Consider the following 26,065-nt stretch of genomic DNA (forward strand, 5'->3'; position numbering starts at 1 on the left):
ATAATATGATTCCATATTATCCATTAGGCGAGATTAAGTCCACGGAGGTGTCAGAGTAAGATGGCAGCAGAAGAAGTAATCATGGCCGGATTTGGTGGTCAAGGAGTAATGTTAATGGGACAGTTATTAGCCTATTCAGGCATGAAAGAAGATAAGGAAGTATCTTGGATGCCTTCCTATGGACCAGAGATGAGAGGCGGTACAGCGAACTGTACAGTAATTGTTTCTCAGGAAAGAATAGCCTCGCCGGTAGTTTCAAGTCCATCGACAGCAGTAGTAATGAATAGACCTTCATTAGATAAATTTGAAGATCAGGTTCAAGAAGGTGGTAACTTATTTATTAATACTTCATTAATAAGTAAAGAAGCTAAAAGAGACGATATAAATGTAATAGAAGTTCCAGCAAACGAAATAGCAAATGAATTAGGGAATAGCAAAGTAGCTAATATGGTAATGTTAGGTGCATTTATAACTCAGACAGGAGTAATAGACTTTGATACAGTAATGGAAGCTTTAGAAGATGTATTACCAGAACATAGACATAACCTTTTACCGCTAAATGAAAAGGCTTTACAAAAAGGTAAAAAGGTAATAAAAGAGTAATCTAAGATAAGAGTTTCTGAGAAATTTCTCAGAAACTCTTATCTTTTAATTTTAAAATAGAGATACATAATGGAATTAAAATCAATATAAAAGAGGATAACACATAATTATCTTGAAAAAGTAGTATGTATAGTAGAATAAAAAAATCATATGTACTAAAATGGAGGTATGAGGAATGATTGATGAGACAAGAATTGTAGATGAATTTATGGGATTACTCAAAATAGATAGTGAGTCAAGAACTGAAAGAGAGATAGCTGATAAATTGAAAGAAAGGCTAGAGAAGTTAGGGTTAGAAGTTAGGGAAGATGATATTGCCAAAGAAGTAGAAGGTAATACAGGTAATATTATTGCTAAGCTAGAAGGTAATAATTCAGAGGTACCTACCTTATTTTTATCAGCTCATATGGACACTGTAAAACCAGGTAAAGGTGTAAAGCCTATAATTAAAGATGACACCATTTATAGTGCTGGAGATACTATTTTAGGTGCAGATGATAAAGCAGGAATTGCAGCTATTTTAGCTTCCTTGGAGTATTTAATTGAAAATGACTCTGTCTATGGTGATGTAGAAGTAGTATTTACAGTCTGTGAAGAAGTAGGTTTGTTAGGAGCTAAAAACTTAGCAATAGATAAGTTAGAAGCTGATTTAGGTATTGTTTATGATTCTGGTGGAGAGATAGGTACTATTATTGCTGAAGCTCCAGCTCAGGATAAGATTAATGTAATAGTAAACGGCAAATCAGCCCATGCAGGGATAGAACCAGATAAAGGTATTAATGCTATTAAAGTTGCTAGTATTGCATTATCCAATATGAATTTAGGTAGGGTTGATGAAGAAACAACGGCTAATATAGGAGTAATTAAAGGTGGAAAAGCAACTAATATCGTTCCTGATAGAGTAGAATTAGAAGGTGAAGCTCGGAGTCGAGATGAAGAAAAATTAAATGCTCAGACTCAACATATGGTAGATATTTTTGAAAAATCTGCTAAGAAGTTTAATGCTAAGGTTGAAATTGAAGTAGAGAGATTATTCCCAGCTTTTAAATTAGATAAAAATTCACCTATAGTTAAAGCGGCTATTAAGGCAGCAAAGGATCTAAATGTTGAACCTAAATTAGTTCCTACAGGTGGAGGTAGTGATGCAAATATCTTTAATGTAGAGATTCCTACTATTAATCTAGGAATAGGAATGGCAGATGTACATACTACTGATGAGCATATTAAGATTAATGACTTAATTAAAACAGCAGAATATACATTGACTATTATAGAAAAATTAAATTAATTAATTATTACTTATGTGGCATAAATCATATAACCTTTAAACTAACTACTATATAATTTTAAATGGAATTGAAATTGATTATAGTCAGTCAAGGAGTGGAAATGAACCAATGAATGATAACAGTAACAGTAGTATCTTTACATTTAATGTCTGTTCAGGGATTAAACGTAACTGCCCAAATGTGATTCTTGATGCAGAAGAATTAAAGCATAAGTTAAAAGAAATAATAACTGCAGAAGACTTAAGTTCTTATTTAATTGATGGACATAAAGGAAGAATTTTGCCACATTTTAAATTTAGGATAGGGATAGCAGGTTGTCCTAATGGTTGTTCTCGCCCACAAGTTATGGATCTATCTTTATTAGCTAGAATTAGACCAAAAGTTGAAGGTGAGAATTGCATTAGTTGTGGAAAATGTGTAGATGCTTGTAAGGAGACCGCCATTAAATTAAATGATGATAAAATACCGGTTGTTAATTATGAAAGATGTTTTTTATGTGGTGATTGTATTAAAAGTTGTCCCGTTAATAGTATAATAGGGACTAAACAAGGGTGGTCATTTGCAATTGGTGGTAAGTTAGGTAGACACCCTCAATTTGCTATTAAGTTATCAGAATTAATGAGCACTGAAAAAATTATGGATATCTTTCCTGATTTAATTAAATTTTATAATCAACAGCGGAAAGGTAAAGAGAAATTAGCTTTAGTAGTTAATAGATTAGGTATAGAACGAATTAGAGAAGAATTGTTATAATTTATATTTAGAGAGTAGCTAGATAAGTTTAGCTACTCTTTTTATATATTCTACGTTAACTTCTGCATGATTCAGCAGTGATTGACAAATAATAAGACTGCTTAAAAAAGGGAGGTAAAGCAGAAAAATATTATGGAAATAAATAAGGAAAGAATAGTTAATCAATTTTTGAAATTAGTTAAGATTAATAGTCCTTCTAGGAATGAACGGGAATTAGCTGATTATCTGAAGCGTAAATTAGGTGAATTAGGTATAACAGTTAAAGAGGATAATGTTGGAGGAAAGTTTAACGGTAATACGGGAAACTTAATCGGTACCTATTCTGGAGAAGAAAATTTACCTACTATATTTTTAGCAGCTCACATGGATATTGTTAGGTCAGCAAAGGGAATTAATCCAATAGTAGAAGAAGGGATAATAAAAACTGATGGTAGTACAATTTTAGGAGGCGATGATAAGGCTGGAATCACTGCAATCTTAGAAACAATTCAATTATTAAAGGAATCGGAGATTAAACATGGTAATTTAGAGATTATATTCACTGCTGGAGAGGAGATAGGCCTTTTTGGTGCTAAATATTTAGATGAGAATACTTTAGAGGCGGAGTTTGGGTTTGTTTTAGATAGTGGAGGTCCAGTAGATAAGATTATTGTTAGTGCTCCTACAGAAAAAGATTTTGATATTGAAATTACAGGAAAAGCAGCACATGCTGGAGTTGAACCAGAAAAAGGTATTAGTGCTATTGAGGTTGGTTGTGATATAATAACTCAATTAAAATTAGGTAAAATAGATGAAGAGACTACAGCAAATATAGGAGTGATTGAAGGAGGAGAGGCTACTAATATTGTAGCTGATAAATTATCTATTAAAGGAGAAGCTAGAAGTAGAGATGAAGAGAAGTTAGAGCAAATAATTACAGAAATTCAGGATATCTGTAGTAAAAAAGAAGAAGAATGGGAAGCAAAAATAGAGTTGAATATTACAAAAGCTTATTCAAACTTTAAATTAACCAAAGAAGATGAGGTAGTTAAGGTAGCGATGCAATCATTAAAAGATATTGGATTGGATCCTAAATTAAGACCAAGAGGTGGAGGTAGTGATGCTAATATTTTTAATGAAAAGGGTATACCTACGGTTAATTTAGGAATTGGTGTTAAAAATGACCATACCACAAAAGAACAGATTGCTATAGAAGATTTAGTAAAATGTACTAATTTAGTCGTTAAAATAATCGAAAATGTTGGAAAATAGTTATTAAAAGCAGGAGAAAATAAATTGGTATTGAATAATTAACAAATAACAAATTGGAGGTAATCGCTGTGTTGGCGATTAAAAAAGGAAGAGTTATTGAAATTATTAGTCAAAGATTTGGATTGACTGAAGTAAAAGTTAAGTTAAAGAATGATCAGATAAGAGAAGCAATAAATTATGATGAATTAACCGGTAAGGTAGAGTTAAATGATGAGGTGATTTTAAATACTACTGCTGTAGAACTAAGTTTAGGGACAGGAGGATATGATTTCATACTTTATATTCTTAACAGTGAACCTAGAAATTTAACAGGTTCAGGGCATATTATGAAATTAAGATATTCACCGTATCAAATTAAATGTTTAAGTGTGGAAGAAGAAATGAGTAAGCATAGAGAAGCAATTAAATCTTTTACTTCTTTAGATGAATACCCAGTAATTATTGGTTCATTACATAGTATGCTAGCTCCAGTAAGTATGGTTTTAGATAAATTAAGCACTAGGCAGTTAAGAGTAGCATATGTTATGACCGATGCTGCTGCTTTGCCTATTAGATTAAGTAATGCTGTAGCTCAATTAAAGCAAGATGGTTTAATTACAAGTACAATTACTGTCGGGCATGCTTTTGGAGGAGATTTAGAAGCAGTAAATATTTATTCCGGATTAATAGCTGCTAAAGAGGTAGTTGAGGCAGATGTGATTATAGTTGCTATGGGTCCTGGGATAGTAGGGACAGGAACAGAATATGGATTTACCGGTTTAGAACAAGGTGAAATTATTAATGCTGTTAGAGTTTTAGGTGGGACTCCAATTGCCATACCAAGGATTAGTTTCAGTGATCAACGACAGAGACATTATGGCATTAGTCATCATTCTTTAACTGCTATAGGAAAAGTTGCTTTAAAAGAAGCAGTTATTGGTTTACCTAAATTATCAGAGTCTAAACAAGATAGATTAGAAGATCAAATCAAAGAGTATAATCTTACTAATAAACACGATATTCGTTATATATGTGGAGAGGGAATGTTAGATATTATTAATGAATATGATATTAAAGTAAGTACTATGGGCCGCAATGAAAAAGATGATCCTGAATTCTTCATGACAGTAGGGATATCAGGACTATTAGCATTAGAGATATTAGGTACTTAGCCTTTAAATTATAGAAGGAGTGGAGACAAGATGAGTCAATCACTAATTGAAGAGAAATTAAAGAGTACCGAAATTTATGAGGGAAGAATTCTTAACTTAAAAATAGATGACATTAAATTGCCTAATGATAAAAAGGCTAAAAGAGAAATAATAGAACATGCTGGAGGAGTAGCAATAGTACCTTATATGAAAGATACTAAAGAAGTGATTATGGTTCGACAATTTAGAAATCCTATGGAAAAAGTATTATTAGAAATTCCTGCTGGTATGTTAGAAATTAAGGAAGAACCGAAGATGGCTGCCCGTAGAGAATTAGAAGAAGAGACCGGTTATAAGACTGGAGATTTAAAGAGAATAGGAAGTTTTTATACATCACCAGGCTTTTGTGATGAAAAAATTCATTTATATTTAGCGCAGAATCTATCAAAATATGAACAGAATACAGATACTGATGAATTCATTGAAATAGTTAAATTATCAATAGATGAGTTAAAGGAAAAATTGTATACTTCAGAGATGATGGATGCTAAGACGATTATTGGAATTCAATATTTACTAAATTTTTTAGATGAGTAATTGGAAAAAGAGTTTAAGGGGGTCAGGTAAAGGTGCCAATGTTATTAGGTAAAAAGTTAAATGAAGAATGGGTGCCGACTTTAAATATTACATCTAATGCTTCCGGAGCGGCTAAAGCAGCTCGAAAAGGAGATATAGTAGTCATAGTAGATGTAATTGATATGTCAACTACGATAGAGGCAGTCTTGGATGCAGGGGCTATTGAAGTTTTTGGAGCTAGTCCAGATCATATATCGGTTCCTGTACAAGTTAATCCAGAAAAGATAGGATATTATGCTGGAAAGAATGCTCTAAAGAATGATACTAAATTAATAATTGCTACTGAACCTCGGTTAGGTTCAGAGGAAGAACGTAAAGAAAATATTCAGTTAGCATTAAATGGAGTTAAACGTGCTGGAGTAGAAATTGAAGCTATAGTTCCTAATTTAGGAGCAGAAGTAGTAAAGTTAGCTAATTTTGAAGGAAAAGTTGTTTTAGTTATAAGTGATAGTGGTGGAGTTGCTTATGATACGGCATACAATTATGGAGCACCAGAAGTTATTACCGGAACAGTAGCTAGAACCCTTAAAAAAAGTGGTGTATTACCAGCCAAAGAATCAGCTCAGCGGGCTATAAGATTAGCTCAAAAATTTAAGACAGGGATTACTTTAGTGGCAGCTAGTTCTAATTCTTATGAAGATGTTTTAGCAGCTGAACATATTAGTAAATTAATTATTGAAGAAGGATTCTTAGAAATCTAGACTGCTTGTCATATTTTCTCTTCCTAATACATACATTTTAGCAAGTTGACTTAAATTAGGAGGGGAATAATGTTTAGTTTAACAAGGATTGGCAGTAGTAGTTTACAGTTCGTTAAAAGAAATTTATCTATTTTGTTATTTCTAATAATTATATTTATTAGTGGAATTACTTTTGGCTCTATTGCTGTTAAAATGTTAAGTTATAGTGAGAAGAGTGAGTTAGTCAATTATTTATCTAGTTTCTTTCAAACTTTTAAAGGGGAGTTAGTATTACAAAAGCGTATGCTGGCTCAACATGCTATCTTGTATAATTTAAAGATGATTGTGTTAGTATGGACTCTAGGACTTTCTATTATCGGAATGCCATTAATTCCTATAATTGTTTTTCTACGTGGTTTTGTGCTTGGTTTTGCTATAGGATTTTTGGTAGATGAATTGGCATTTAAAGGGTTAATTTTTGCTCTTGCTTCTATTTTACCACATAATCTATTGGTGATACCTGCTTTAATTTTATCTAGTGTAGCCGGAATTGCTTTTTCTTTTAATTTACTTAAAAGTAGATTCTTGAAATTTCCCATTAACTTTGCTCAATATTTTTTTGGTTACTCTACTTTAATGCTTTTATTAGCTATAATATTAGCCTGTGCTGGAATAATTGAAACTTTTTTAACTCCTGTTTTAATGAGTCTTGTAACTAAAATTATTATTAAAGGATAAAAAATTAGGGTTAAGCAGGAATTTAGATTTTAAAATAGAAATTATATAATAAGTCGTCTGATGTCTGACAACAGCGTAGTGTATATTAATGTTTTACTAGGATAAAATAAAATAGATAATTTAGTAAGGAGGTTATCAATGGGAATTGAAAGAGTATTATTAATAATTTTAGATAGTGTAGGAATTGGAGCTTTACCTGATGCGGATGAGTTTGGGAATGAAGGGGCTAGTACTTTACCTCATATAGCAAAAGCAATAGGTGGTATTAACCTACCTAATTTAGAAAGTTTAGGATTAGGGAATATTACGGAGATAGAAGGTGTAACTAAAGTAGACAAGCCAACTGGAGCATTTGGTAGAATGGCTGAAGCATCTAATGGTAAAGATACAACGATTGGTCACTGGGAGATAGCTGGAATTATATCTGAAGAGGCATTTCCTACTTACCCTAATGGGTTTCCACCTGAAATAATAGATTTATTTGAAGAAAAAATTGGTAGAGGGGTATTAGGTAACCGGCCAGAATCCGGAACAGTAATTATTGAAGAATTAGGTAAAGAGCATATTAAAACAGGCAAGCCTATAGTTTATACTTCAGCTGATAGTGTGTTTCAGATTGCTGCACATGAAGAAGTTATTCCTGTTGAAGAATTATATGAAATGTGTAAGGTAGCTAGAGAAATTTTAACTGGAGAGCATGCAGTTGGTAGAGTAATAGCTAGACCTTTTGTAGGTGAACTAGGTGATTTTGAAAGGACAGATAGAAGAGAGGATTTTTCTTTAGAGCCACCGGCTAAAACTATCTTAGATTATATCAGTGAATCTGATAAATCTGTAATGGCGGTAGGTAAGATAGAAGATATATTCTCACATCAGGGTATTACTGATTCAATACATAGCGGGAATAACCAAGAAGCTATTCAAGATATTCAAAAGTTTTTAAACAAAGGTGATGAAGGTTTAATTTTTGCTAATTTAGTGGATTTTGATCAAGAGTATGGTCATCGTAATGACCCGGAAGGGTATGCTAAAGCTTTAGAAAGATTTGATAGCAATCTACCAAAGATCATAGAATCATTAACTGATGATATATTAATGATTACTGCGGATCATGGATGTGACCCAACTTATGAAGGGACAGATCATACTAGAGAATATGTTCCATTATTAGTTTATGGTTCTTTAATAGAAGATGGGGTTGATTTAGGTACTAGGAAAAGCTTTGCAGACTTAGGAGCTACTATCGTGGATTTATTAGAAGTTAATGAAATAAAGGATGGGACAAGCTTTAAGAACGAAATATTAAAATAAATATACATATTTATTTAATATTAAGGAGGTAAGCTAAAGTGAATTTAATTAAAGTAAAAGAAAGTGTAAAATATTTAAATGATTTAGTTGATATTAAACCAGATATAGCTTTAATTTTAGGTTCCGGCTTAGGAGTTTTAGCTGATGAGATAGAAGAAGCTACATTGGTTACTTATGATGAAATTCCTAATTTTCCAGTCTCTACTGTAGAAGGTCATGCTGGACAACTAGTGATTGGCAAATTAGAAGGAAAAAATGTTATTGCTATGCAAGGAAGATTTCATTATTATGAAGGATATAAAATGGAAGAAGTAGTATTCCCGGTTCGGGTCATGAGGTTATTAGGTGCTGAGAAATTAATGGTTACTAATTCAGCAGGAGGAGTTAATCGTAATTATAATGTGGGAGACTTAATGATTATTAATGATCATATTAATTTCATGGGAACTAATCCATTAATAGGACCTAATGAATCAGAGTTAGGCCCACGTTTTCCAGATATGTCTGAGCCTTATAATCAAAAGTTAATTGATTTAGCGGAGTCTATGGCAGAGGATGAAGGAGTCAATACAAGAAAAGGTGTTTATTTAGCTATGACAGGTCCTAGTTATGAAACTCCAGCAGAAATTCGATTAATTTCAAGGTTAGGTGCTGATGCAGTAGGTATGTCTACAGTTCCAGAAGTGATTACGGCTAATCATATGGAGATGGATGTTCTAGGGATATCATGTATAACTAATATGGCAGCAGGTATTTTACCACAGCCTTTAGACCATGATGAAGTAATTGAGACTACTCGACGAGTAAAATCTAAATTCATTAAATTAGTTAAAGGGATTGTGAGGGAGATATAATGCGAGCCTATGATATTATTTTAAAGAAAAGAGAAGGAAAAGAGTTAACCACAGAAGAAATAAAATTTTTGATTCAAGAATATACTGCTGGTAACTTACCAGATTATCAAATCTCTGCTTGGGCTATGGCAATGTTTTTTGCAGGGATGAATGATAGAGAAACAGCAGATTTAACTTTAGCAATGTCTAATTCTGGTGATACTATAGACTTAAGTCCTATACAAGGAACCAAAGTCGATAAACATAGTACAGGAGGAGTAGGTGATACAACAACTTTAGTTCTTGCTCCTTTAGTAGCGGCTGCTGGTGCGCCAGTAGCAAAAATGTCAGGTAGAGGTTTAGGGCATACTGGAGGGACTATAGATAAATTAGAGGCTATTTCTAATTTTAATACTTCATTATCTCGAGATAAGTTTATTAATAATGTAAATAAGATTAAAGTAGCGGTAGCCGGACAAACAGGTAACCTAGCTCCTGCGGATAAGAAGTTGTATTCATTACGTGATGTAACAGCTACTGTTGACTCAATACCTCTAATAGCTAGTAGTATCATGAGTAAGAAGATAGCTGCTGGTGCAGATGGAATTGTGTTAGATGTTAAAATTGGTAGTGGAGCTTTTATGAAGAGTTATGAAGATGCTAAAGAGTTAGCAGAGCTCATGGTAAATATTGGTAAAAATGTTCAACGTGAAACAATTGCAGTTCTTTCGGATATGGAACAGCCTTTAGGTTTAGCCGTAGGTAATGCGTTAGAAGTTAAAGAGGCTGTTGAGACATTACGAGGAGAAGGGCCGGCAGATTTAACAGCTCTTTGCTTAACTTTAGGTTCACAAATGTTAAAGTTAGCAGGTGTAGTTAATGATGTGGAAGTTGGTCGAGAGAGATTAGAAAAGGTGTTAGTTGATGGTACAGGTTTAGATAAATTAAAAGAGATGATATCTGCTCAAGGTGGTAATTCAGAAGTGGTAGATGATTTAAGTTTATTGCCGGAAGCTGAAACTAAAGTAGAAGTTAAAGCTAAAGAAAGTGGATATATAACTGAGATTGTAGCAGAAGAAGTTGGGCTTTCAGCTATGATGTTAGGGGCAGGAAGAGAGACTAAAGAAGATGAGATAGATTTAGGTGTAGGTATAGTTTTAGCCAATAAAGTTGGCGATAAAGTGGCACGAGGAGATAGATTGGCTAGCTTACATGTTAATGGTCAGAGTAATTTAGAAGCAGCCAAAGAGAAATTACTAAGAGCATATACTATAGGTTCAGATGCTCCAGAAGAGAGACCGTTAGTTTATGAAGTGATAAGTTAATACCCTATTTTTGCCAAAATAAAATGGGAGGTAACATCAGTTGATTATAAATTTTAATTGAATATTTATGATTCTTATTTATAGCCTATGTTCTTGGTCAAGAACATAGGTCTTTTAAATTAACTGGTAATTTATTGATAAATCCACCTAAATATGGAGGAGATTTGTTTTATATGTTGAATATAAAGATATAACACTATTTTTTAACAATATATACATATAATTACTAAATATAGAGAGAAATTTATGTTAAGTTGTTATAATTTTATAAGGGATGCCCCTAAAACTTATAAAGGGTGTGATTAAAATGTATGATATTAAAATTTTAAAAAGAGAAATTAATAAACTAAAAGTAGATTTAAAAGAACTAGTAACACATAACGAAAAGGATAAAGAACTTAATACTAAAAGAATTATAGATAAAAGTCAAGAACTAGATGAACTAATTGTTTCATTTATGAAAAAAGAATAATTATAATTATTAAGGTTATGAAAGTATTTTCATTATAATTGAAATAATAAAGATTGTTAATTGCCACCTACAGTGCCTAGGAATGATTTGCCTAAAAATAAATCTCATGATTAAATGGAAAAGGTAAAGGATTGATCAATCCTTTACCTTTTGTCACCAATTTTCTCTTGTATATAATCCATTAAATTATTACTAGCTGTAATAGTCTGTTCTATATCTTCCACTAAATCATCTGTAATATTATTTACCATCTGTGTATTACTGGCAACTTGTTGAATTGCAGCTGAGATTTGTTGAGTAGAAGCAGAAACTTGTTGAGTACTAACAGCTTGTTCTCTAGTTTCATCTACAATTTCATCCATAGCATTAAGTGATTCATGAGAAGAAGTTGATATATTTGAAAAAATATCTGTAATACTTGTCTTTATGTTATCATCAAAATATTTTTGTTGAGTTTCTAATTGGTTCTTTTCGCTACCAGTAATTACTTTTATAACTTTATAGGAGGCTTTATGAATTGATTCTAAAGTTTCATAAATCTCTTTACTTGCTTTTGTGCTTTTTTCAGCTAATTTACGAATTTCCTCTGCTACTACTTTAAAGCCGTTGTTGTCACCTGTCTTTACTGCTTCAACTGAAGCATTTAAAGCTAACATTTCAGTCTGTTCACTTATTTTTTGAGTAGTTTTAAAGATATCATTTATATGATCAATTTTTTCTTCAAGATTATTCATTGCTTTTAGTGCTTTGTTTAGATATGTATTACCTAATTGTACTTCTTCTTCGTTATTTTCAAGACCTTTATGAGTCTTTTGATTAAAGTTTACAATATTGCTAGAATGTAATGAAAGGTCTTCCATAGCAGTAGCAATTTCTTCTATTGAAGCTGAAACTTCTTGACTAGAGGTAGCAACTTCAGTAGTATTATTTTTTAGAGATGTTATGTTATTTTTGCTGTTTAACATTAATTCTTCAATTTTTTCTTGATTTTTATATACATGACTAAAAACTTCACCTATATCCTTAAAGATATCATCTAATATTTGAAAATGTTCAGTTCCAAAAGAATTAGTTTCTTTTTGTTGAATAATATTTTCTCCTAAATGTGTTTCTACTTTTTTAAATGATCTTTCTATTACATATCCTAAGACTTTTTTCATAATGTAATAATTGAGTAATCCTACTGACAATCCTGCTAATAGACATCCTATCACAAAAAAGACTAATCGACCTGGTAACCAATCTACAAACCAATTAGCGTAAAACGGGAATATAATTCCCATTCCTAAGCCTATCCCTATCATTCCCCAATATAGTCGCTTTATTGGATTCATCTTTTTAAATATAGCTGTCATATGACCCCTCCCCTTTTTTGAAGACTACTATTAATTGTGAATTTATTTACTATTTCTTACTGTTAATATTCGGGATGTTTATTGAAAATACCTTCGGTTTATGTAAAAAATCTATAGCAATTCCTCATTTTACCAAGAATACTTCGATTATAGTGATAATAATCATTTAACATAGTGGTAGTATTATTGGGAAAGGAGGAGGCAGAGTGTTTAAACGATTATTTATAATTATTTTAATTTCTTCTTTAATGTTATTTATTTATTCTCCATTTATAGCTGCTCAAAGTATTCCAGATCCTCAATTTGATTTGAAAGCCAAGTCAGCTATTTTAATGGAAGCTAAGTCAGGAAGAATTCTTTTTAAAAAAGATTCAAATGAGAAATTACCACCGGCTAGCATTACTAAAATTATGACTCTTTTATTAACTATGGAAGCAATTGATGAAGGAAGAGCTAAATTAGATGATATGGTATCTACTAGTGAACATGCAGCAAGTATGGGCGGTTCTCAGATTTGGTTGGAGCCAGGTGAAGAGTTAACTTTAGAAAATATGATTAAAGCTATAGCAATTGTGTCTGCAAATGATGCTTGCGTGGCAGTAGCAGAGTACTTATATGGTACTGATGAAGCTTTCGTGAATGCTATGAATAAGAAAGCAAAAGAGTTAGATATGAAAGGTACATATTTTATGAATACCAATGGTCTACCCCCAAGTGATCCAGAAATACAGGGTAATCATACTAGTGCTAATGATGTAGCTTTAATGTCTAGAGAATTAATTAATAAATATCCTAGAGTTTTGGATTATACAGGGGTTTGGATTGATCATTTAAGAGATGGAGATTCTTTTTTACGTAATACTAATAATTTAGTTAGATTTTATAAAGGAGCTGATGGCTTAAAAACTGGTTATACAAGTGAGGCTGGTTACTGTGTATCAGCTACTGCTCAAAGAGAAGGATTAAGATTTGTAGCAGTGGTTATGCAAGAAAAAAACTCAAAGGTTCGATTTAATGAAGCAGGTAAATTATTATCTTATGGTTTTAATCTATATCGTTCTATTAAAGTAGTCAAGAAAGGCGATTTAGTAATTGACCGAATAGAGATATATAAAGCTAAAAACCCGATGATTCAAGCAATTGCTAAAGAGGATTTAATGGCAGCAGTATTTAGAGGAAATGAAGATAAATTAAAGCGTCAAGTTGTAATTCATAGTGACTTAGTGGCACCTTTAAAGAAAGGAGATAAAGTAGGGGAATTAAGAGTTGTAGCAAGTGATAAGGTAATAGCTAGCGTAGATTTAGTAGCTAATCGTGATGTAGAAAAAGGTAATATATTACAGATTATTATTCAATTATTAAAGAAGTTTTTTATGAATATAGTTAATTTGTTCAATTAAAAATATAGTCACTATGTCTCAATTGAGACATAGTGACTATATTTTATTAAATATAAAAATTAATAAAGAAGTAAATAAAAATAAATTAAATAGAAAAAAATGGAAATTTTGAAGGAATAATTAAATTAACATTGAATTTAATTATTAAAGCAATATTTTAATGTAGGGAGGTTAATTTAGAGTGGATTTAGAGATAGAAAGACAAGGAGTTAATTTAATTGTAAGGATAAGTGGAGAGTTGGACATGCATACTGTTGATTCATTACGAAATAAGATAGAAGAAAGATTAAATGAAGAAGTAGGAATTAAGAATATGATTCTTAATTTAGAATCAGTTGATTTTATTGATAGTTCAGGACTCGGCTTCATTATAGGTAGATATAAAAGGATAAGTAATCATGGTGGAGAACTAAAAATTATAAATGTTAAAAAATCTATTAATAAAGTCTTTGAATTATCAGGTATTTTGAAGATAGTTGATATCTTTGATAATGAACAGCAAGCTTTAAAAGCGATTTAGTAAGGGAGGTAAAAAGGTTGAGTGGGAATAGTGCTAAGTTAGAAATCAAGAGTGTTACGGATAATATAGGTTTAGCTAGAGTTACAGTAGCTTCTTTTGCTGCTCAGTTAGATTTTACTCTATCTGAAATTGAGGAGATTAAGGTAGCAGTTTCTGAAGCTGTCTCTAATGCAATTATTCATGGATACTCTAATGATGATGGAGTGATAACGATAGGATTAGAAATAGATGATGAAGAATTGGTAATTTCAGTAGAAGATTATGGACAAGGCATTTTAAATATTGAACAAGCTTGTGAACCATCATATACTACAGCAGATAGGATGGGATTAGGTTTAGTCTTTATTGAATCATTTATGGATGATTTGAATATAACTTCAACAGTAGATGAGGGAACTCAAATTAGGATGATTAAAGTACCAGAGAAGTTAAAGCGGAAAGCAAATTAGGAGAGAAATCCAATGAAAAGAATTGGGAGCATGGATTTAAATATTCCGGATAAGGATTTATTATCTGATGAAGAGACTAAAGAGTTATTAGTTAAGGCTCAAGCTGGAGATCAAGATGCTAAGGAAAAGTTGGTTACTCATAATTTAAAGTTAATACTTAAGGTTGCTCATAGATTTTCAAATAGCAATTATAATTATGAAGAATTATTTCAAATTGGAAGTATAGGATTACTTAAGGCGATTGAAAGGTTTGATTTAGATAGAGATGTGAAGTTTTCTACATATGCTGTTCCTTTAATTATAGGAGAAATTAAGCGTTTTTTAAGAGATGATGATCCAGTTAAAGTTAGTAGAAGAGTAAAACATAGAGCGTATCAAGTGAATAAAATTAAGGAAGAACTTACAACTAAGTTAAATCGCGAACCTACCATTGGAGAAATTGCTGAAGAGCTGGGGATTGATAAGGAAGAGATTGTGATTGCTTTAGAAGCTGTACAGGATCCCACTTCTATTTACTCTCCGATTTATGAAGAAGAAGGAAGTACAATAGAATTAATTGACCAACTGGCTGCCTCAAGTGAAGGTTATGAACGTGAAATTGATAGGTTAGATTTAGAAAAGATCATAAAAGAGTTAAAACCAAGACAGAAATTAATTTTGAAATTACGTTATTTTGATGAGTTAACCCAAACGGAAGTCGCAGAAAGAATTGGAGTCTCTCAAGTACAGGTTTCAAGATTGGAACGAAAAATTATTAAGATAATTAGAGAAGAATTAGATTAAAAAATAAAATTAAAATTTATTCAAAAGACTACAGGATTTTCCTGTAGTCTTTTTATTTTATTTTGAATTAAATAACTTTGCAAAGTAAATAATAATACTAAAATTAATCAATAAATCAGGGTGGTGATAAAATGTTAACTCGAGAGGATTTATTTACTATTGTAGCATTAACCATTGTCATAGTAATCACTTTAGCAGTCTTTTCATGGATGTTAATTAATAATGGTTTTTTTGGTCCTGAGCTGCCACCAGGAGCTAAAAAGGTCTTGAAAATGAATAAATCAGAGATAATAGGAAAAAATATAGATAGGATTAATTTACAATATTATAATTCATTACTGAATGGAGGGTGATAAGATGGCAATTACTAAAATAGTAGAACTAGTTGGGGAATCAAAGGATAATTGGCGTGATGCTGCTGCAAATGCAGTTAAGGAAGCTAACAAGACGATTGATGAAATAACTGGAGTTGAAATTCTAAATTTAACTGCTGATGTAAAAGATGGTGAGATTATAGAATATAAAGCTAATGTACAAGTGGCATTTCCAGTTAGAGAACAACGTAAATAATTTATATCTTCAATTAGGTACCTAAATTTAGGTACCTAATCTATTTAGTTAATCAAATTTGAATATTAGATTTAATTTTAGGTCAAAATTAATTATGAGGTGATAATATGCCCCAGCTTGATAAAACTCCTGATGAATATCAAAAATTAGTTAAAAAAGCTCATCCATCAGATTCTAAATTTAGGAATTTCTTTTCTGCATATATTGTTGGTGGATTAATCTGTGTATTAGGTGAAATTATTACTCAATCATTAGTTGCTCAAGGGATGCCTTTAGAGAAAGCAGGCCCTTTAATGAGTGTAAGTATGATAACGATTGGAGGTTTACTAACTGGACTTGGAATTTATGATAATATAGCCCAATATTCAGGTGCAGGTACAATAGTACCCATTACAGGTTTTGCTAATGCTATAGTAGCTCCTGCCATGGAGTATAGGCAAGATGGTTACGTATTGGGTTTAGGAGCTAAGATGTATAGTGTTGCTGGACCAGTTCTAACATATGGTATGTTAGCTGCTTTTATAATTGGAATAATAAAATTAATAGTGATTTAAGTGGAGGCTATTATTGATGAATAAAATGATTGGAGAACAGACAATAAAGTTTGATTCAAAACCAAAGATTATATCTTCAGCAGCAATTGTAGGTCCTAAAGAAGGGGAAGGTCCTTTAGGAGAATATTTTGATAAAGTGCTTCCAGACTCATATTATCAAGAACAGACTTGGGAGAAGGCTGAACGGAAGATAACTCAAGAGACTATAGAACTTTTAATGCAAAAAGCAAATTTAAGTGCAGATAAGATAGATTATTTATTAGGTGGTGATTTATTAGACCAAACTATTACTGCTAATTTTGTAGCTCGTAAATTTGCTCGACCTTATTTTGGACTTTATGGAGCTTGTTCTACTATGGTGGAAGGTATGATTCTAGGAGCAATGTTGATAGATGGTGGTTATGGTCAAAGAACGATTAATTTTACTTCGAGCCATTATCAAGGGTCAGAGCGTCAATATCGAACCCCTAATGAATATGGTGATAAATATCCAGGATATAAACAGTGGACAGTAACAGGAAGTGGTGCAACATTACTTGCTAAAGATGGACAAGGGCCAGTAGTTACTGAGGCTACTGTAGGAAAAGTAATGGATTTAGGAGTAAAGGACCCAATGGATATGGGAGCAGCTATGGCACCGGCAGCAGCCGACACTATATTACAGCATTTGAATGACACTAATCGGAATCCAGTCCAATATGACTTAATAGTTACTGGAGATTTAGGAGAAGTAGGAAGTAAATTATTAAGAGAACTTTTAGAGGATAAGAATATAGATATTTCTGAAGATCAAGATGATTGTGGTTTGCTAATTTATAATTCAGACCAAGGTGTAGGAGCAGGAGGAAGTGGTTGTGGTTGTTCTGCAGTGGTTACTGCTTCTTATCTTTTACCTTACTTAAATAATAATCGTTTTAAACGATTATTAGTGGTTGCTACTGGTGCCTTGATGAGTCCTTTAACTTTCTTACAAGGAGAGTCGATTCCAAGTATTGCCCATGGGATTGTGATAGAGAATGATACTCAAAATAATGCCATTGGTAATCAAGAATTTGAACAACGTCAAAAAGCTAATAATAGCAATGGAGAATTGAATAGATAAGGAAAGTGAGGGAGAAGATTTGAACTACTTAACTGCTTTTTTAGTAGGTGGGCTAGTCTGTGGATTAGGACAGATATTTTTGGATTTTACTAATTATACTCCAGCTCATTTACTAGTTATTCTTGTAGTAATAGGAGCTATCTTAACTGGGTTAGGATGGTTTCAACCAATTATTGATTTTGCTGGAGCAGGAATAACAGTGCCAGTAATTAATTTTGGTCATGTTTTAACTAAAGGAGTATTAACTGAAGTTGAACGCGAAGGTATCCTAGGACTCTTTGCTGGGATTTTAGAAGTAGGTAGTACTGGAGTAAGTGCTTCTGTAGTAATTGGTTTTTTAATGGCTGTTATTTTTCATCCTAAAGAATAATGTATATTTATTAGGATAGATAGAAAAGTTAATAAGGAGGAAGTAGATGTCGAAAAAGAATGTAATTGTAGTTACTGATGGTGATGAGACAGCATGTGAAGCTGTTGAGACTGTAGGTAAAAAACTAGGTTTGCGAACTATATCTAAATCGTCAGGAAATCCAACAACTATGAGCGGAAAAAGAATAGTTGATTTAATTAAAGAAGCTAAGTCAGATACAGTTTTAGTAATGTTTGATGATCAAGGTAATAAGAATAAAGGGCCAGGAGAAGAAGCAATGGAGATAGTTTTGGCCAGTGATGAAATAAAAATTCTAGGGATTTTAGCCGTGGCTTCTGGTACTAAAGAAGTAGAAGGAATTAAACCTGATTTTTCAGTTGATAATAATGCTAAAATAGTAGAAGGACCGGTTGATAAAGAAGGGAACTCTGAAATTAAAGGTCATCTTTATTTAGAAGGTGACACTGTAGATGTTATTAATAAATTTAAGCCACCTTTATTAGTGGGTATAGGAGATATAGGAAAGATGAATAAAGAAGATAAAGTTGGAAAAGGTAGTCCGATTACTACTAAGGCTATTGAAGAAATTCTAAGTAGGAGTGGAGTTAGTTATGAAAGAGATATTTAAGAAATTAGATAAAAATTTAGAGTATGTACAAGATACAATGCATGCTGACCTTAGCTTTGATGTTCTAACTAAGACTTTTTTAATTGGAGATAAAAGAGCAGGAATGATTTGCCTAGATGGTTTTGTTAAGGATGAGTTCATCCTTATTTTGGAACAGTTGATAGATACTCAAAGGGAAGAACTGAGTGTAGACGTAATTCAAAAGATTTTGGATAAAAGAATTCCTTATTATGAGGTTAGCACAGCAAATACCTTAGAAGATTGTGTAGACCAAATCTTAGCTGGACCTCAGGTCTTATTTATAGAAGGAGAAACTAAAGCAATAGTTATTGATGGTCGAACCTGGATGTCTAGAGGTCCTGCAGAGCCTGAGTTAGAAAAGTCTACTCGCGGTCCTAATGATGGTTTTGTTGAGACGATGTTATTTAATGTACAGATGATTAGAAGGCGTTTACGTGACCCAGAGTTTATTGCTGAGGTCATGAAAATAGGTAATAGGTCGAAGAGTGATGTAGCAGTTACTTATATTAAAGATATAGCAGATCCTGGATTAGTTGATAGTATAAAAACAAAGTTAAAGAAGATTAATGTAGATGGATTGCCTTTAGCAGATAAAACAATTGAGGATTTTTTAACTGGAAATACTCTAAATCCTTTACCTGAAGTTAGGTATACTGAGCGTCCAGACCTTGTGGCTGCTCATTTATTAGAGGGTAAGATCTGTGTAATTATTGATAATTCACCGACCGCGCTTTTATTACCAGCTGTCTTCTTCGACCATGTACAGAGTTTAGAGGATTATCGGCAAACACCGTTGCCAGGAACTTATTTAAAGTTAGTACGTTTAGCAGCAACAGTGACTTCATTGTTCTTACCAGTACTGTGGTTATTAGTTGCGTTACAGCCAGACTTATTGCCATCATCTTTAGAGTTTATTGGACCCAAAAAGACAGGTACTGTTCCATTGGGATGGCAATTTATCATAGCCAGTTTAGGTATTGATTTGGTTAGAATGGCCTCAATTCAAGTTCCAAATGCTTTAGCAACTTCTTTAGGTTTAATTGGAGCGCTATTATTGGGTGATTTTGCAGTGAAAGTAGGATTATTTGTTCCTGAAACTATCTTATATATGGCGATTGGAGCTACTAGTAACTTTGCTATTTCCGGTTTTGAATTGGCATTGACAATTAAACTATTACGATTTATATTATTAATTTTAGTTACTTTATTTAAAGTGCCAGGGTTTATTGTAGGTACAGTAATTATAATTGGGTTATTCTTATTTACTAAATCTTTTGGTATCTCTTATTTATGGCCATTGATTCCATTTGATTGGAATGCATTAAAATCTTATATATTTAGACAATCTATCTTAGATTTATCACATAGACGACCTAATATTCATAGCCTAACTGATGCAGATAGATATCCAGAAGATAATAAAGAATAGAGGTGGTAGGTGATTAATGAGTAGTTTAGTAAGAGTGCTTATTTATAGCTCTTTAGCAGGTAGCACTATTCTAATAGGAGGATATCTAGGCACTAAGCAAGTATCTGAACGTATTCTATCATTTATGTTATCTTTTGGTGCAGGAATTTTAATTTCAGTTATTTCTTTTTCATTAATCCCAGAAGCTTATCAGAAGACAGGAATATTTGCAACTTCTATTAGCTTTATTTTAGGAGGAATCTTCTTTTTAATAGTAGATGATTATATAGAGAGACATTTTGATGCTGGAGTAGGAATAGCCTTAGGTACTTTTTTAGATGATTTACCGGAGTCTATTAGTATGGGAGTAGGCTTTGCTAGTGAGGGTGGTGGATTAGGGGTAGTTTTAGCAGTTACTATCTTTTTGCATAATATTCCGGAAGGTTTTTTAATTACTGAAGAGATGATGAATGAAGGAAACTTGAATAAAAAAACTGCTTATCTAATTGCAGGATTAATTGCTTTAACGAATCCTTTAGGAGCATTAATTGGTTTTAAATTCTTGGTAGAATTTTCAGAATTATGGATAGGTTCAATTATGGCCTTTGCTGGTGGAGCTATTTTATATATGGTTACAGATGAGATGATTCCTAGAGCTGTAGCAACTGGAGGTAAACTTGAGGTATTAGGGATATTAATAGGTTTTCTATCAAGTTATCTTTTAGGTGAAATATTTTCAGCAACAGGTGCTTTAACTTTTTAATTAGGAGTGATTGGATGACACTGAAAGTAGGAATACCTAAATCGTTATTATATTTTAATTATTATCCGGCGTGGAAGACTTTTTTTCAAGAATTAGATGTAGAGGTAGTAGAATCTAATAATTCTAACAAAAATACTGTGAATGCAGGTGTCAAAAGAGCCGTTGATGAGGCTTGCTTTCCAGTTAAAATCTGTCATGGACATATAGTAGATTTAAGGGATAAGGTTGATTATATATTTTTACCACGAATTGTAAGCGTAGAAAGAAGTGAATATGTCTGTCCTAAATTAATGGGATTACCGGATATGATCAAGAGTAGTTTATCCGATTTACCGAAATTATTAACACCGACTATTAATCGTAATCAAAACTGGTTATCCCTATTAAAAGCCAACTTAAAGATAGGAGCTAACTTTACAGATAGTAAATTTAGAATTTTAAAAGCACATTGGAAGGCAAATCATGCTTTAAATAATCATCAAAAAAAATTAATAAAGAAAATAAAAGATAAAGATAAATTAGTAATTGGATTATTGGGACATACTTATTTACTTTATGATAATTATATTAATTTAGGAATTATAGATAAGTTAGAAGAACTAGGAGTAGAAGTAATAACTCCTCAAAATTTAAATCAGAACCAGATTGAACATGGGGCTAGTAAATTATCCAAGTCTCTGTTCTGGACTTTTAATAAGCATATCATTGGAGCTGCTTACTATTTATTTAATAAAGAGGAAGTAGATGGTATTATTCAGTTGGCTGCATTTGGTTGTGGCCCAGATGCGTTAATAGGTGAATTAATAGAACGTAAAGCTAAAAGAAGAAAAGATATTCATTTTATGTCTTTAAATTTAGATGAGCATACTGGTGAAGCAGGTTTACTAACTAGATTAGAGGCCTTTGTAGATATGATAAATTGGGAGGTTAAAGGTGCATGAAAGTGACGTTTCCGCATATGGGGAATATGAATATATCAATTAAGTCTCTATTTGAAAATGTGGGTTTAGATGTATTAGAACCACCACCGATTACTAAAAAAACCTTAGATTTAGGTGTGAAGTATTCTCCTGAATTTGCTTGTCTGCCGCTTAAAATAAATGTAGGTAATTATATTGAAGCTTTAGAAGCAGGGGCAGATACTATTATTATGGGTGGTGGAATTGGTCCTTGTCGGTTTGGATATTATGCAGAGGTACAGAAAGAAATCTTGACAGATTTAGAATATGATTATGAGATGATAGTTTTAGAACCGTTTCAAAGTAGGTGGCAGAACTTTATTAAACAATTTAAATTTATATTCAAGCATGTTTCTTGGTGGAAAATTATGCAAGCTTGGAAAATTTCTTGGGATAAATGTCAAGTAATTGATGAGGCAGCTCAGTATAGAAATAAAATGAGGGCTTATGCTTTGCAACCAGAATTAGTTACTAAGATTCATAAAGAGTTTTTAAATAATGTAGACCAAGCTAAAAATATAGAAAATTTATATCAAAATTTAGTCGATTTCAAAAATAAGGTTTTAAATTTAGAGTTAGATTTTAGTAGAAAACCATTAAAAGTAGGTATTGTAGGAGAGATATATGTAGTTTTAGAACCATTCACAAATTTGAATATAGAAGAGAAGCTGGGGAAAATGGGAGTAATTGTTGATAGATCTATACATCTTAGTGATTGGGTCAGTGAACATTTATTTTCTCATTTAAGTGAAGCTGAAGAAGAGCAGAGAATAAAAGAAGCTGCTGAGCCATATTTAAAGCATTTTGTCGGAGGACATGGTTTAGAGACCATAGGCAAAACGGCAATTTACGCAGAAGATGGATATGATGGAGTGATACAATTAGCTCCATTTACTTGTATGCCAGAGATAGTAGCTCAAAGCATTATTCCGGAAATTAGTAGAAATGAGAAAATACCAGTTCTATCTTTAATTTTAGATGAACATACTGGAGATGCAGGTTTTATTACTAGATTAGAAGCCTTTGTAGATCTATTAGCAAGGAAAAAAGGAGATGAAGTAGGGGGGCAAGTAATATGAAATGCTATTTAGGTATTGATGTAGGTTCAGTTAGTACTAACTTAGTTGTAATAAATGATAATTACCAAGTTTTAGAGAAGTTATATTTACGAACCCAAGGTAGACCTATAGATACAATTCAATTAGGGTTAAAGCAATTAAAAGAAAAAATAGGAGATCTTAAAATTAAAGGTGTAGGGACTACAGGGAGTGCTAGAAATTTAGCAGGAGTGATAGTAGGAGCAGATATAGTTAAAAATGAGATAACCGCCCATGCAGTAGCTGCTGCTAATGAAGTTTCTGGAGTTAGAACTGTATTGGAAATTGGAGGACAGGACTCAAAGATTATAATTTTAAGAGAAGGAGTAGTAACTGATTTTGCTATGAATACTGTCTGTGCTGCCGGGACTGGATCTTTTTTAGACCAACAAGCCAGCAGATTAAATATTCCTATTAAGGAGTTTGGGAGTTTAGCGTTGAAAGCAGAGAATCCGGTTAGAATAGCTGGGCGTTGTTCGGTATTTGCAGAGTCAGATATGATTCATAAACAACAATTAGGACATAGTTTAGAAGACATTATTGCTGGACTTTGTGAAGCATTAGTTAGAAATTATTTAAATAATGTAGGACAAGGTAAAGAGATTTTAGGTCCTATTCTTTTTCAAGGAGGAGTAGCAGCTAATCAAGGAATTAAAGAAGCGTTTGCTACAGAATTAGGAGAAGAGATAATAGTTCCTCAACATCATGATGTAATGGGAGCTTTAGGGTCGGCAATCTTAGCTAAGGAAGCCATTAAACAGAAGAAAGAAAGTTCATTTAAAGGGTTTGATGTTTCTGGATTTAGCTATAATGTTTCTAGTTTTGAATGTGATGGCTGTCCTAATGGTTGTGAGATTATAAATATTTATCAAGAGGAGGAATTAGTAGCCAGGTGGGGCTTTAAATGTCCTAAGTGGGAAGCGGTATGATATTATCCATAATTTAACTAAACTGCTTGACAAAGGTTATGATATATGTTAGTATATACACAAGGATAAATGAAATAAATCACAAGTTTATCGGAGGAAATAATTTAATATCTAGACTTGGATATTAAATTATTTTTTTCGGATATTTTCCCCTGCCCGGGGGAGAAGCGATTTTTATTTTCCTAAGGCTTGTGAATAAGAGGGCAAACGTAATTAAGTTACATAATAGTTTAAGGTAAAGGGATTTTTTTCTTTGCCTTTGTGAAGCAAATATCAACGATAATGTAGGGGATTTCATTTAAAGTGAAAGGGAGGTTGGTAAAAGGCTAATAATAAGGATAGGGATATTGAGTTAATATAGGGGATATTAACAAAAATTAAATTTCAAAAAATTTAGGGGGTACATAAATTTGAAAAAGATTATTAGTATTTCTACTATGATTCTATTGGTCATGGCACTAGTGGCTCCGCAAGTATTGGCTACTAATGGAATGAACTTTATTGGAATTGGTGCTTATCAGAAGGGTATGGGAGGAGCAGTAACTGCTGCACCACATACGACTGCTACGGCTATTACTAACCCAGCAGGAATGGCTTTTATCGGAACAAGAACTGACTTCAGTGTTACGATGTTTACTCCAGAAAGATATGTTGATTTTGTTCCTGAAAATAACGCTGATGAATACGATACTACAGGCGGATCTGAATTATATATGGCACCGGCTATCGGATTTAATGCTAAAGCTTGGTATAATGATGATGTTTGGTTCGGTGGTGGAATGTACGGAATCGGCGGTATGGGTGTAGATTATGATGAAGTAACAGCTCCACAGGTTGAAGGAATGATGCAGAGAAAATTTGTGGATTATGATGCCAAATTTGGTGGTGGATCAGTTGACGGAAAAATAATTATACCTGACTACACTACAACAACAGATACAACTGATAAAATTACTGCTACTTACGATCCGCAACTTGCTGATGGTAATAGCTTTAGCAATTCTAAAGCAAATATTTGGTCTAATTATCAGTTTTGGAAAATGGCACCTTCTGCGGCTTGGAAGATAAATAATAAGTTAGCTGTTGGTGGTGCATTTAATTTCGATTATCAAGCCATGGGAATGGAGAGTTATTATACAGGAGATTTCATAGATGATATTAATAAAATGACGGGAGCATTTGGTTTTAAAGATGATTTTCAGCACTTTGGTCTTGATTTAAGTGAAACACAATCAGCTTTTGGTGCTGGATTTACTTTAGGTACTATGTATCAGTATAGTGATAATGTTACTTTAGGTGCGAGCTATACAAGTGAACAGTATTTTACTGATTATGAGTATCGGTTAGATGAAGGTGATATTCTATATAATATAGGAGATCAGATGTATTATAATAAAAAAGGAACTTACAAGATGCAAATGAACGCACCACAGCAATTATCTTTAGGAATGGCTTATCGTCCAAATAGCAAGTGGTTAATCACTACTGATGTGAAGTGGATTAACTATAGTAGTACTATGGATACAATTGATTTGGAAGCAGATGATGGCGGTGAATTTGTAAATGCAATGAATCCGGACCCTAAACTTAATAAAGATACAATGCCTCTTAAGTGGGGTTGGGATGATATTTATGTTTATGCTCTAGGAGTTCAGTATAATTATAGTCCAAAGCTTACTTTAAGAGGTGGCTTAAATTACGGTGAATCTCCAATTGAAGGGGAAGATGTATTTGCTAACTTACCAGCTATTGCTGTAGTAGAGAAGCATGCTTCTCTTGGGTTTACTTATGAATTAGATGAGCATTGGGAATTCTCAGGTGCCTATATGCATGTATTTGAAAATGAAGTAGATGCTACAAAGAATGGTAGCCCAATAGGAATTACTAGTGGTTTAGAGGAAGATTCATACGAAGGTACATTATCTTATAAATTCTAAGTTATCAATTAAATAAGCTAATCATGAAGGGTCAAGTGCTTTCAATAAGTGCTTGGCTCTTTTTATTTTGTTAGGTGCTAGTTGTTGGATGTTAGGTGTTAGTAAAGCCCGGCAGGAGTTATCGAATTCAAAAGTAGAAGTTTCCATAGGCTTATGACCAGCCTTGACTTGTAGGCTGGACAAGCCCGGCAGGAGTTAT

The 26,065-nt window shown here is 32.6% G+C and carries 29 protein-coding genes; 28 read left to right on the forward strand and 1 reads right to left on the reverse strand.

The features are described from left to right. The first annotated feature begins 60 nt into the window (after positions 1-60). The 12 genes from B5D41_RS06500 to B5D41_RS06555 all read left to right on the forward strand — a co-directional run bounded on the left by B5D41_RS06500 (position 61) and on the right by B5D41_RS06555 (position 11,021). The gene (locus B5D41_RS06500) at positions 61-603 is read left to right on the forward strand and encodes a 2-oxoacid:acceptor oxidoreductase family protein (RefSeq protein ID WP_078809816.1); all 543 of its coding nucleotides are present in this window, start codon (positions 61-63) and stop codon (positions 601-603) included. Positions 604-778: 175 nt separating this feature from the next. Then, positions 779-1,891, forward strand: a complete 1,113-nt coding sequence (locus B5D41_RS06505) for a M20/M25/M40 family metallo-hydrolase (protein WP_078809817.1) — start codon at positions 779-781, stop codon at positions 1,889-1,891. A 109-nt stretch (positions 1,892-2,000) separates the two neighbouring features. Beyond that, positions 2,001-2,645 carry a 4Fe-4S dicluster domain-containing protein gene (locus B5D41_RS06510; RefSeq protein WP_078809818.1) on the forward strand — a complete coding sequence of 215 codons (645 nt, stop codon included), beginning with the start codon at positions 2,001-2,003 and terminating at the stop codon, positions 2,643-2,645. Positions 2,646-2,777: 132 nt separating this feature from the next. Continuing rightward, on the forward strand, positions 2,778-3,896 hold the full coding sequence (locus B5D41_RS06515) for a M20/M25/M40 family metallo-hydrolase (protein ID WP_078809819.1): 1,119 nt from the start codon (positions 2,778-2,780) through the stop codon (positions 3,894-3,896). A 68-nt stretch (positions 3,897-3,964) separates the two neighbouring features. Then, positions 3,965-5,047: a DUF3866 family protein gene (locus B5D41_RS06520; protein WP_078809820.1), complete on the forward strand. Its 1,083-nt coding sequence runs from the start codon at positions 3,965-3,967 to the stop codon at positions 5,045-5,047. 30 nt (positions 5,048-5,077) lie between these two features. After that, a complete protein-coding gene (locus tag B5D41_RS06525; RefSeq protein WP_078809821.1) occupies positions 5,078-5,623 on the forward strand; it encodes an NUDIX hydrolase in 546 nt (181 codons plus the stop codon). Positions 5,624-5,661: 38 nt separating this feature from the next. Beyond that, positions 5,662-6,363: a hypothetical protein gene (locus B5D41_RS06530; RefSeq protein ID WP_078809935.1), complete on the forward strand. Its 702-nt coding sequence runs from the start codon at positions 5,662-5,664 to the stop codon at positions 6,361-6,363. A 69-nt stretch (positions 6,364-6,432) separates the two neighbouring features. After that, positions 6,433-7,080, forward strand: coding sequence for a stage II sporulation protein M (gene spoIIM, locus B5D41_RS06535; protein ID WP_078809822.1), 648 nt, complete (start codon positions 6,433-6,435; stop codon positions 7,078-7,080). A 138-nt stretch (positions 7,081-7,218) separates the two neighbouring features. Then, positions 7,219-8,391: a phosphopentomutase gene (locus tag B5D41_RS06540; RefSeq protein ID WP_078809823.1), complete on the forward strand. Its 1,173-nt coding sequence runs from the start codon at positions 7,219-7,221 to the stop codon at positions 8,389-8,391. Positions 8,392-8,429: 38 nt separating this feature from the next. Then, positions 8,430-9,245 carry a purine-nucleoside phosphorylase gene (locus tag B5D41_RS06545; RefSeq protein WP_078809824.1) on the forward strand — a complete coding sequence of 272 codons (816 nt, stop codon included), beginning with the start codon at positions 8,430-8,432 and terminating at the stop codon, positions 9,243-9,245. Continuing rightward, a complete protein-coding gene (locus B5D41_RS06550) occupies positions 9,245-10,549 on the forward strand; it encodes a pyrimidine-nucleoside phosphorylase (RefSeq protein ID WP_078809825.1) in 1,305 nt (434 codons plus the stop codon). The genes B5D41_RS06545 and B5D41_RS06550 overlap by 1 nt, the downstream gene beginning before the upstream one ends. Positions 10,550-10,856: 307 nt before the next feature. After that, positions 10,857-11,021 carry a Spo0E family sporulation regulatory protein-aspartic acid phosphatase gene (locus B5D41_RS06555; protein ID WP_159442912.1) on the forward strand — a complete coding sequence of 55 codons (165 nt, stop codon included), beginning with the start codon at positions 10,857-10,859 and terminating at the stop codon, positions 11,019-11,021. Between the two features lie 143 nt (positions 11,022-11,164). On the opposite strand, the gene B5D41_RS06560 is transcribed toward B5D41_RS06555, so the two are convergent. Then, complete coding sequence (locus tag B5D41_RS06560) at positions 11,165-12,376, reverse strand: methyl-accepting chemotaxis protein (protein ID WP_078809827.1); 1,212 nt, start codon at positions 12,374-12,376, stop codon at positions 11,165-11,167. 206 nt (positions 12,377-12,582) lie between these two features. Between B5D41_RS06560 and B5D41_RS06565 the strand changes: the two genes are divergently transcribed. The 16 genes from B5D41_RS06565 to B5D41_RS06640 all read left to right on the forward strand — a co-directional run bounded on the left by B5D41_RS06565 (position 12,583) and on the right by B5D41_RS06640 (position 25,866). Further along, on the forward strand, positions 12,583-13,776 hold the full coding sequence (locus B5D41_RS06565) for a D-alanyl-D-alanine carboxypeptidase family protein (RefSeq protein WP_078809828.1): 1,194 nt from the start codon (positions 12,583-12,585) through the stop codon (positions 13,774-13,776). A gap of 181 nt (positions 13,777-13,957) precedes the next feature. After that, positions 13,958-14,296, forward strand: a complete 339-nt coding sequence (spoIIAA, locus tag B5D41_RS06570) for an anti-sigma F factor antagonist (RefSeq protein WP_078809829.1) — start codon at positions 13,958-13,960, stop codon at positions 14,294-14,296. 17 nt (positions 14,297-14,313) lie between these two features. Further along, positions 14,314-14,745 (forward strand): anti-sigma F factor, encoded by a 432-nt coding sequence (gene spoIIAB, locus B5D41_RS06575; RefSeq protein WP_078809830.1) that lies wholly within the window; start codon positions 14,314-14,316, stop codon positions 14,743-14,745. A gap of 12 nt (positions 14,746-14,757) precedes the next feature. Beyond that, positions 14,758-15,528 (forward strand): SigF/SigG family RNA polymerase sporulation sigma factor, encoded by a 771-nt coding sequence (locus tag B5D41_RS06580; protein ID WP_234983906.1) that lies wholly within the window; start codon positions 14,758-14,760, stop codon positions 15,526-15,528. A gap of 131 nt (positions 15,529-15,659) precedes the next feature. Next, positions 15,660-15,881, forward strand: coding sequence for a hypothetical protein (locus tag B5D41_RS06585; protein ID WP_078809831.1), 222 nt, complete (start codon positions 15,660-15,662; stop codon positions 15,879-15,881). A 4-nt stretch (positions 15,882-15,885) separates the two neighbouring features. After that, positions 15,886-16,098, forward strand: coding sequence for a dodecin family protein (locus B5D41_RS06590; protein ID WP_078809832.1), 213 nt, complete (start codon positions 15,886-15,888; stop codon positions 16,096-16,098). A 107-nt stretch (positions 16,099-16,205) separates the two neighbouring features. Continuing rightward, positions 16,206-16,652 (forward strand): stage V sporulation protein AC, encoded by a 447-nt coding sequence (spoVAC, locus tag B5D41_RS06595; protein WP_078809833.1) that lies wholly within the window; start codon positions 16,206-16,208, stop codon positions 16,650-16,652. A 16-nt stretch (positions 16,653-16,668) separates the two neighbouring features. Next, entirely contained in the window at positions 16,669-17,754 is a 1,086-nt protein-coding gene (gene spoVAD / locus B5D41_RS06600) for a stage V sporulation protein AD (RefSeq protein ID WP_078809834.1), read from the forward strand. Between the two features lie 19 nt (positions 17,755-17,773). Then, a complete protein-coding gene (gene spoVAE, locus B5D41_RS06605) occupies positions 17,774-18,124 on the forward strand; it encodes a stage V sporulation protein AE (protein ID WP_078809835.1) in 351 nt (116 codons plus the stop codon). Positions 18,125-18,170: 46 nt separating this feature from the next. Further along, a complete protein-coding gene (locus B5D41_RS06610; protein ID WP_078809836.1) occupies positions 18,171-18,752 on the forward strand; it encodes a stage V sporulation protein SpoVABEA in 582 nt (193 codons plus the stop codon). Continuing rightward, positions 18,736-20,202 carry a spore germination protein gene (locus B5D41_RS06615; protein WP_078809837.1) on the forward strand — a complete coding sequence of 489 codons (1,467 nt, stop codon included), beginning with the start codon at positions 18,736-18,738 and terminating at the stop codon, positions 20,200-20,202. Before B5D41_RS06610 ends, B5D41_RS06615 begins: the two co-directional genes overlap by 17 nt. A gap of 16 nt (positions 20,203-20,218) precedes the next feature. Then, positions 20,219-20,944 carry a ZIP family metal transporter gene (locus B5D41_RS06620; RefSeq protein WP_078809838.1) on the forward strand — a complete coding sequence of 242 codons (726 nt, stop codon included), beginning with the start codon at positions 20,219-20,221 and terminating at the stop codon, positions 20,942-20,944. 14 nt (positions 20,945-20,958) lie between these two features. After that, positions 20,959-21,885, forward strand: a complete 927-nt coding sequence (locus B5D41_RS06625) for an acyl-CoA dehydratase activase-related protein (protein ID WP_078809839.1) — start codon at positions 20,959-20,961, stop codon at positions 21,883-21,885. After that, complete coding sequence (locus tag B5D41_RS06630) at positions 21,882-22,982, forward strand: 2-hydroxyacyl-CoA dehydratase (RefSeq protein ID WP_078809840.1); 1,101 nt, start codon at positions 21,882-21,884, stop codon at positions 22,980-22,982. Before B5D41_RS06625 ends, B5D41_RS06630 begins: the two co-directional genes overlap by 4 nt. Continuing rightward, complete coding sequence (locus B5D41_RS06635) at positions 22,979-23,929, forward strand: acyl-CoA dehydratase activase (protein WP_078809841.1); 951 nt, start codon at positions 22,979-22,981, stop codon at positions 23,927-23,929. Before B5D41_RS06630 ends, B5D41_RS06635 begins: the two co-directional genes overlap by 4 nt. 410 nt (positions 23,930-24,339) lie before the next feature. After that, positions 24,340-25,866 carry an OmpP1/FadL family transporter gene (locus tag B5D41_RS06640; protein WP_078809842.1) on the forward strand — a complete coding sequence of 509 codons (1,527 nt, stop codon included), beginning with the start codon at positions 24,340-24,342 and terminating at the stop codon, positions 25,864-25,866. The last annotated feature ends 199 nt before the right edge of the window (positions 25,867-26,065 follow it).

This window comes from Selenihalanaerobacter shriftii (assembly GCF_900167185.1).
GTDB lineage: Bacteria > Bacillota > Halanaerobiia > Halobacteroidales > Acetohalobiaceae > Selenihalanaerobacter > Selenihalanaerobacter shriftii.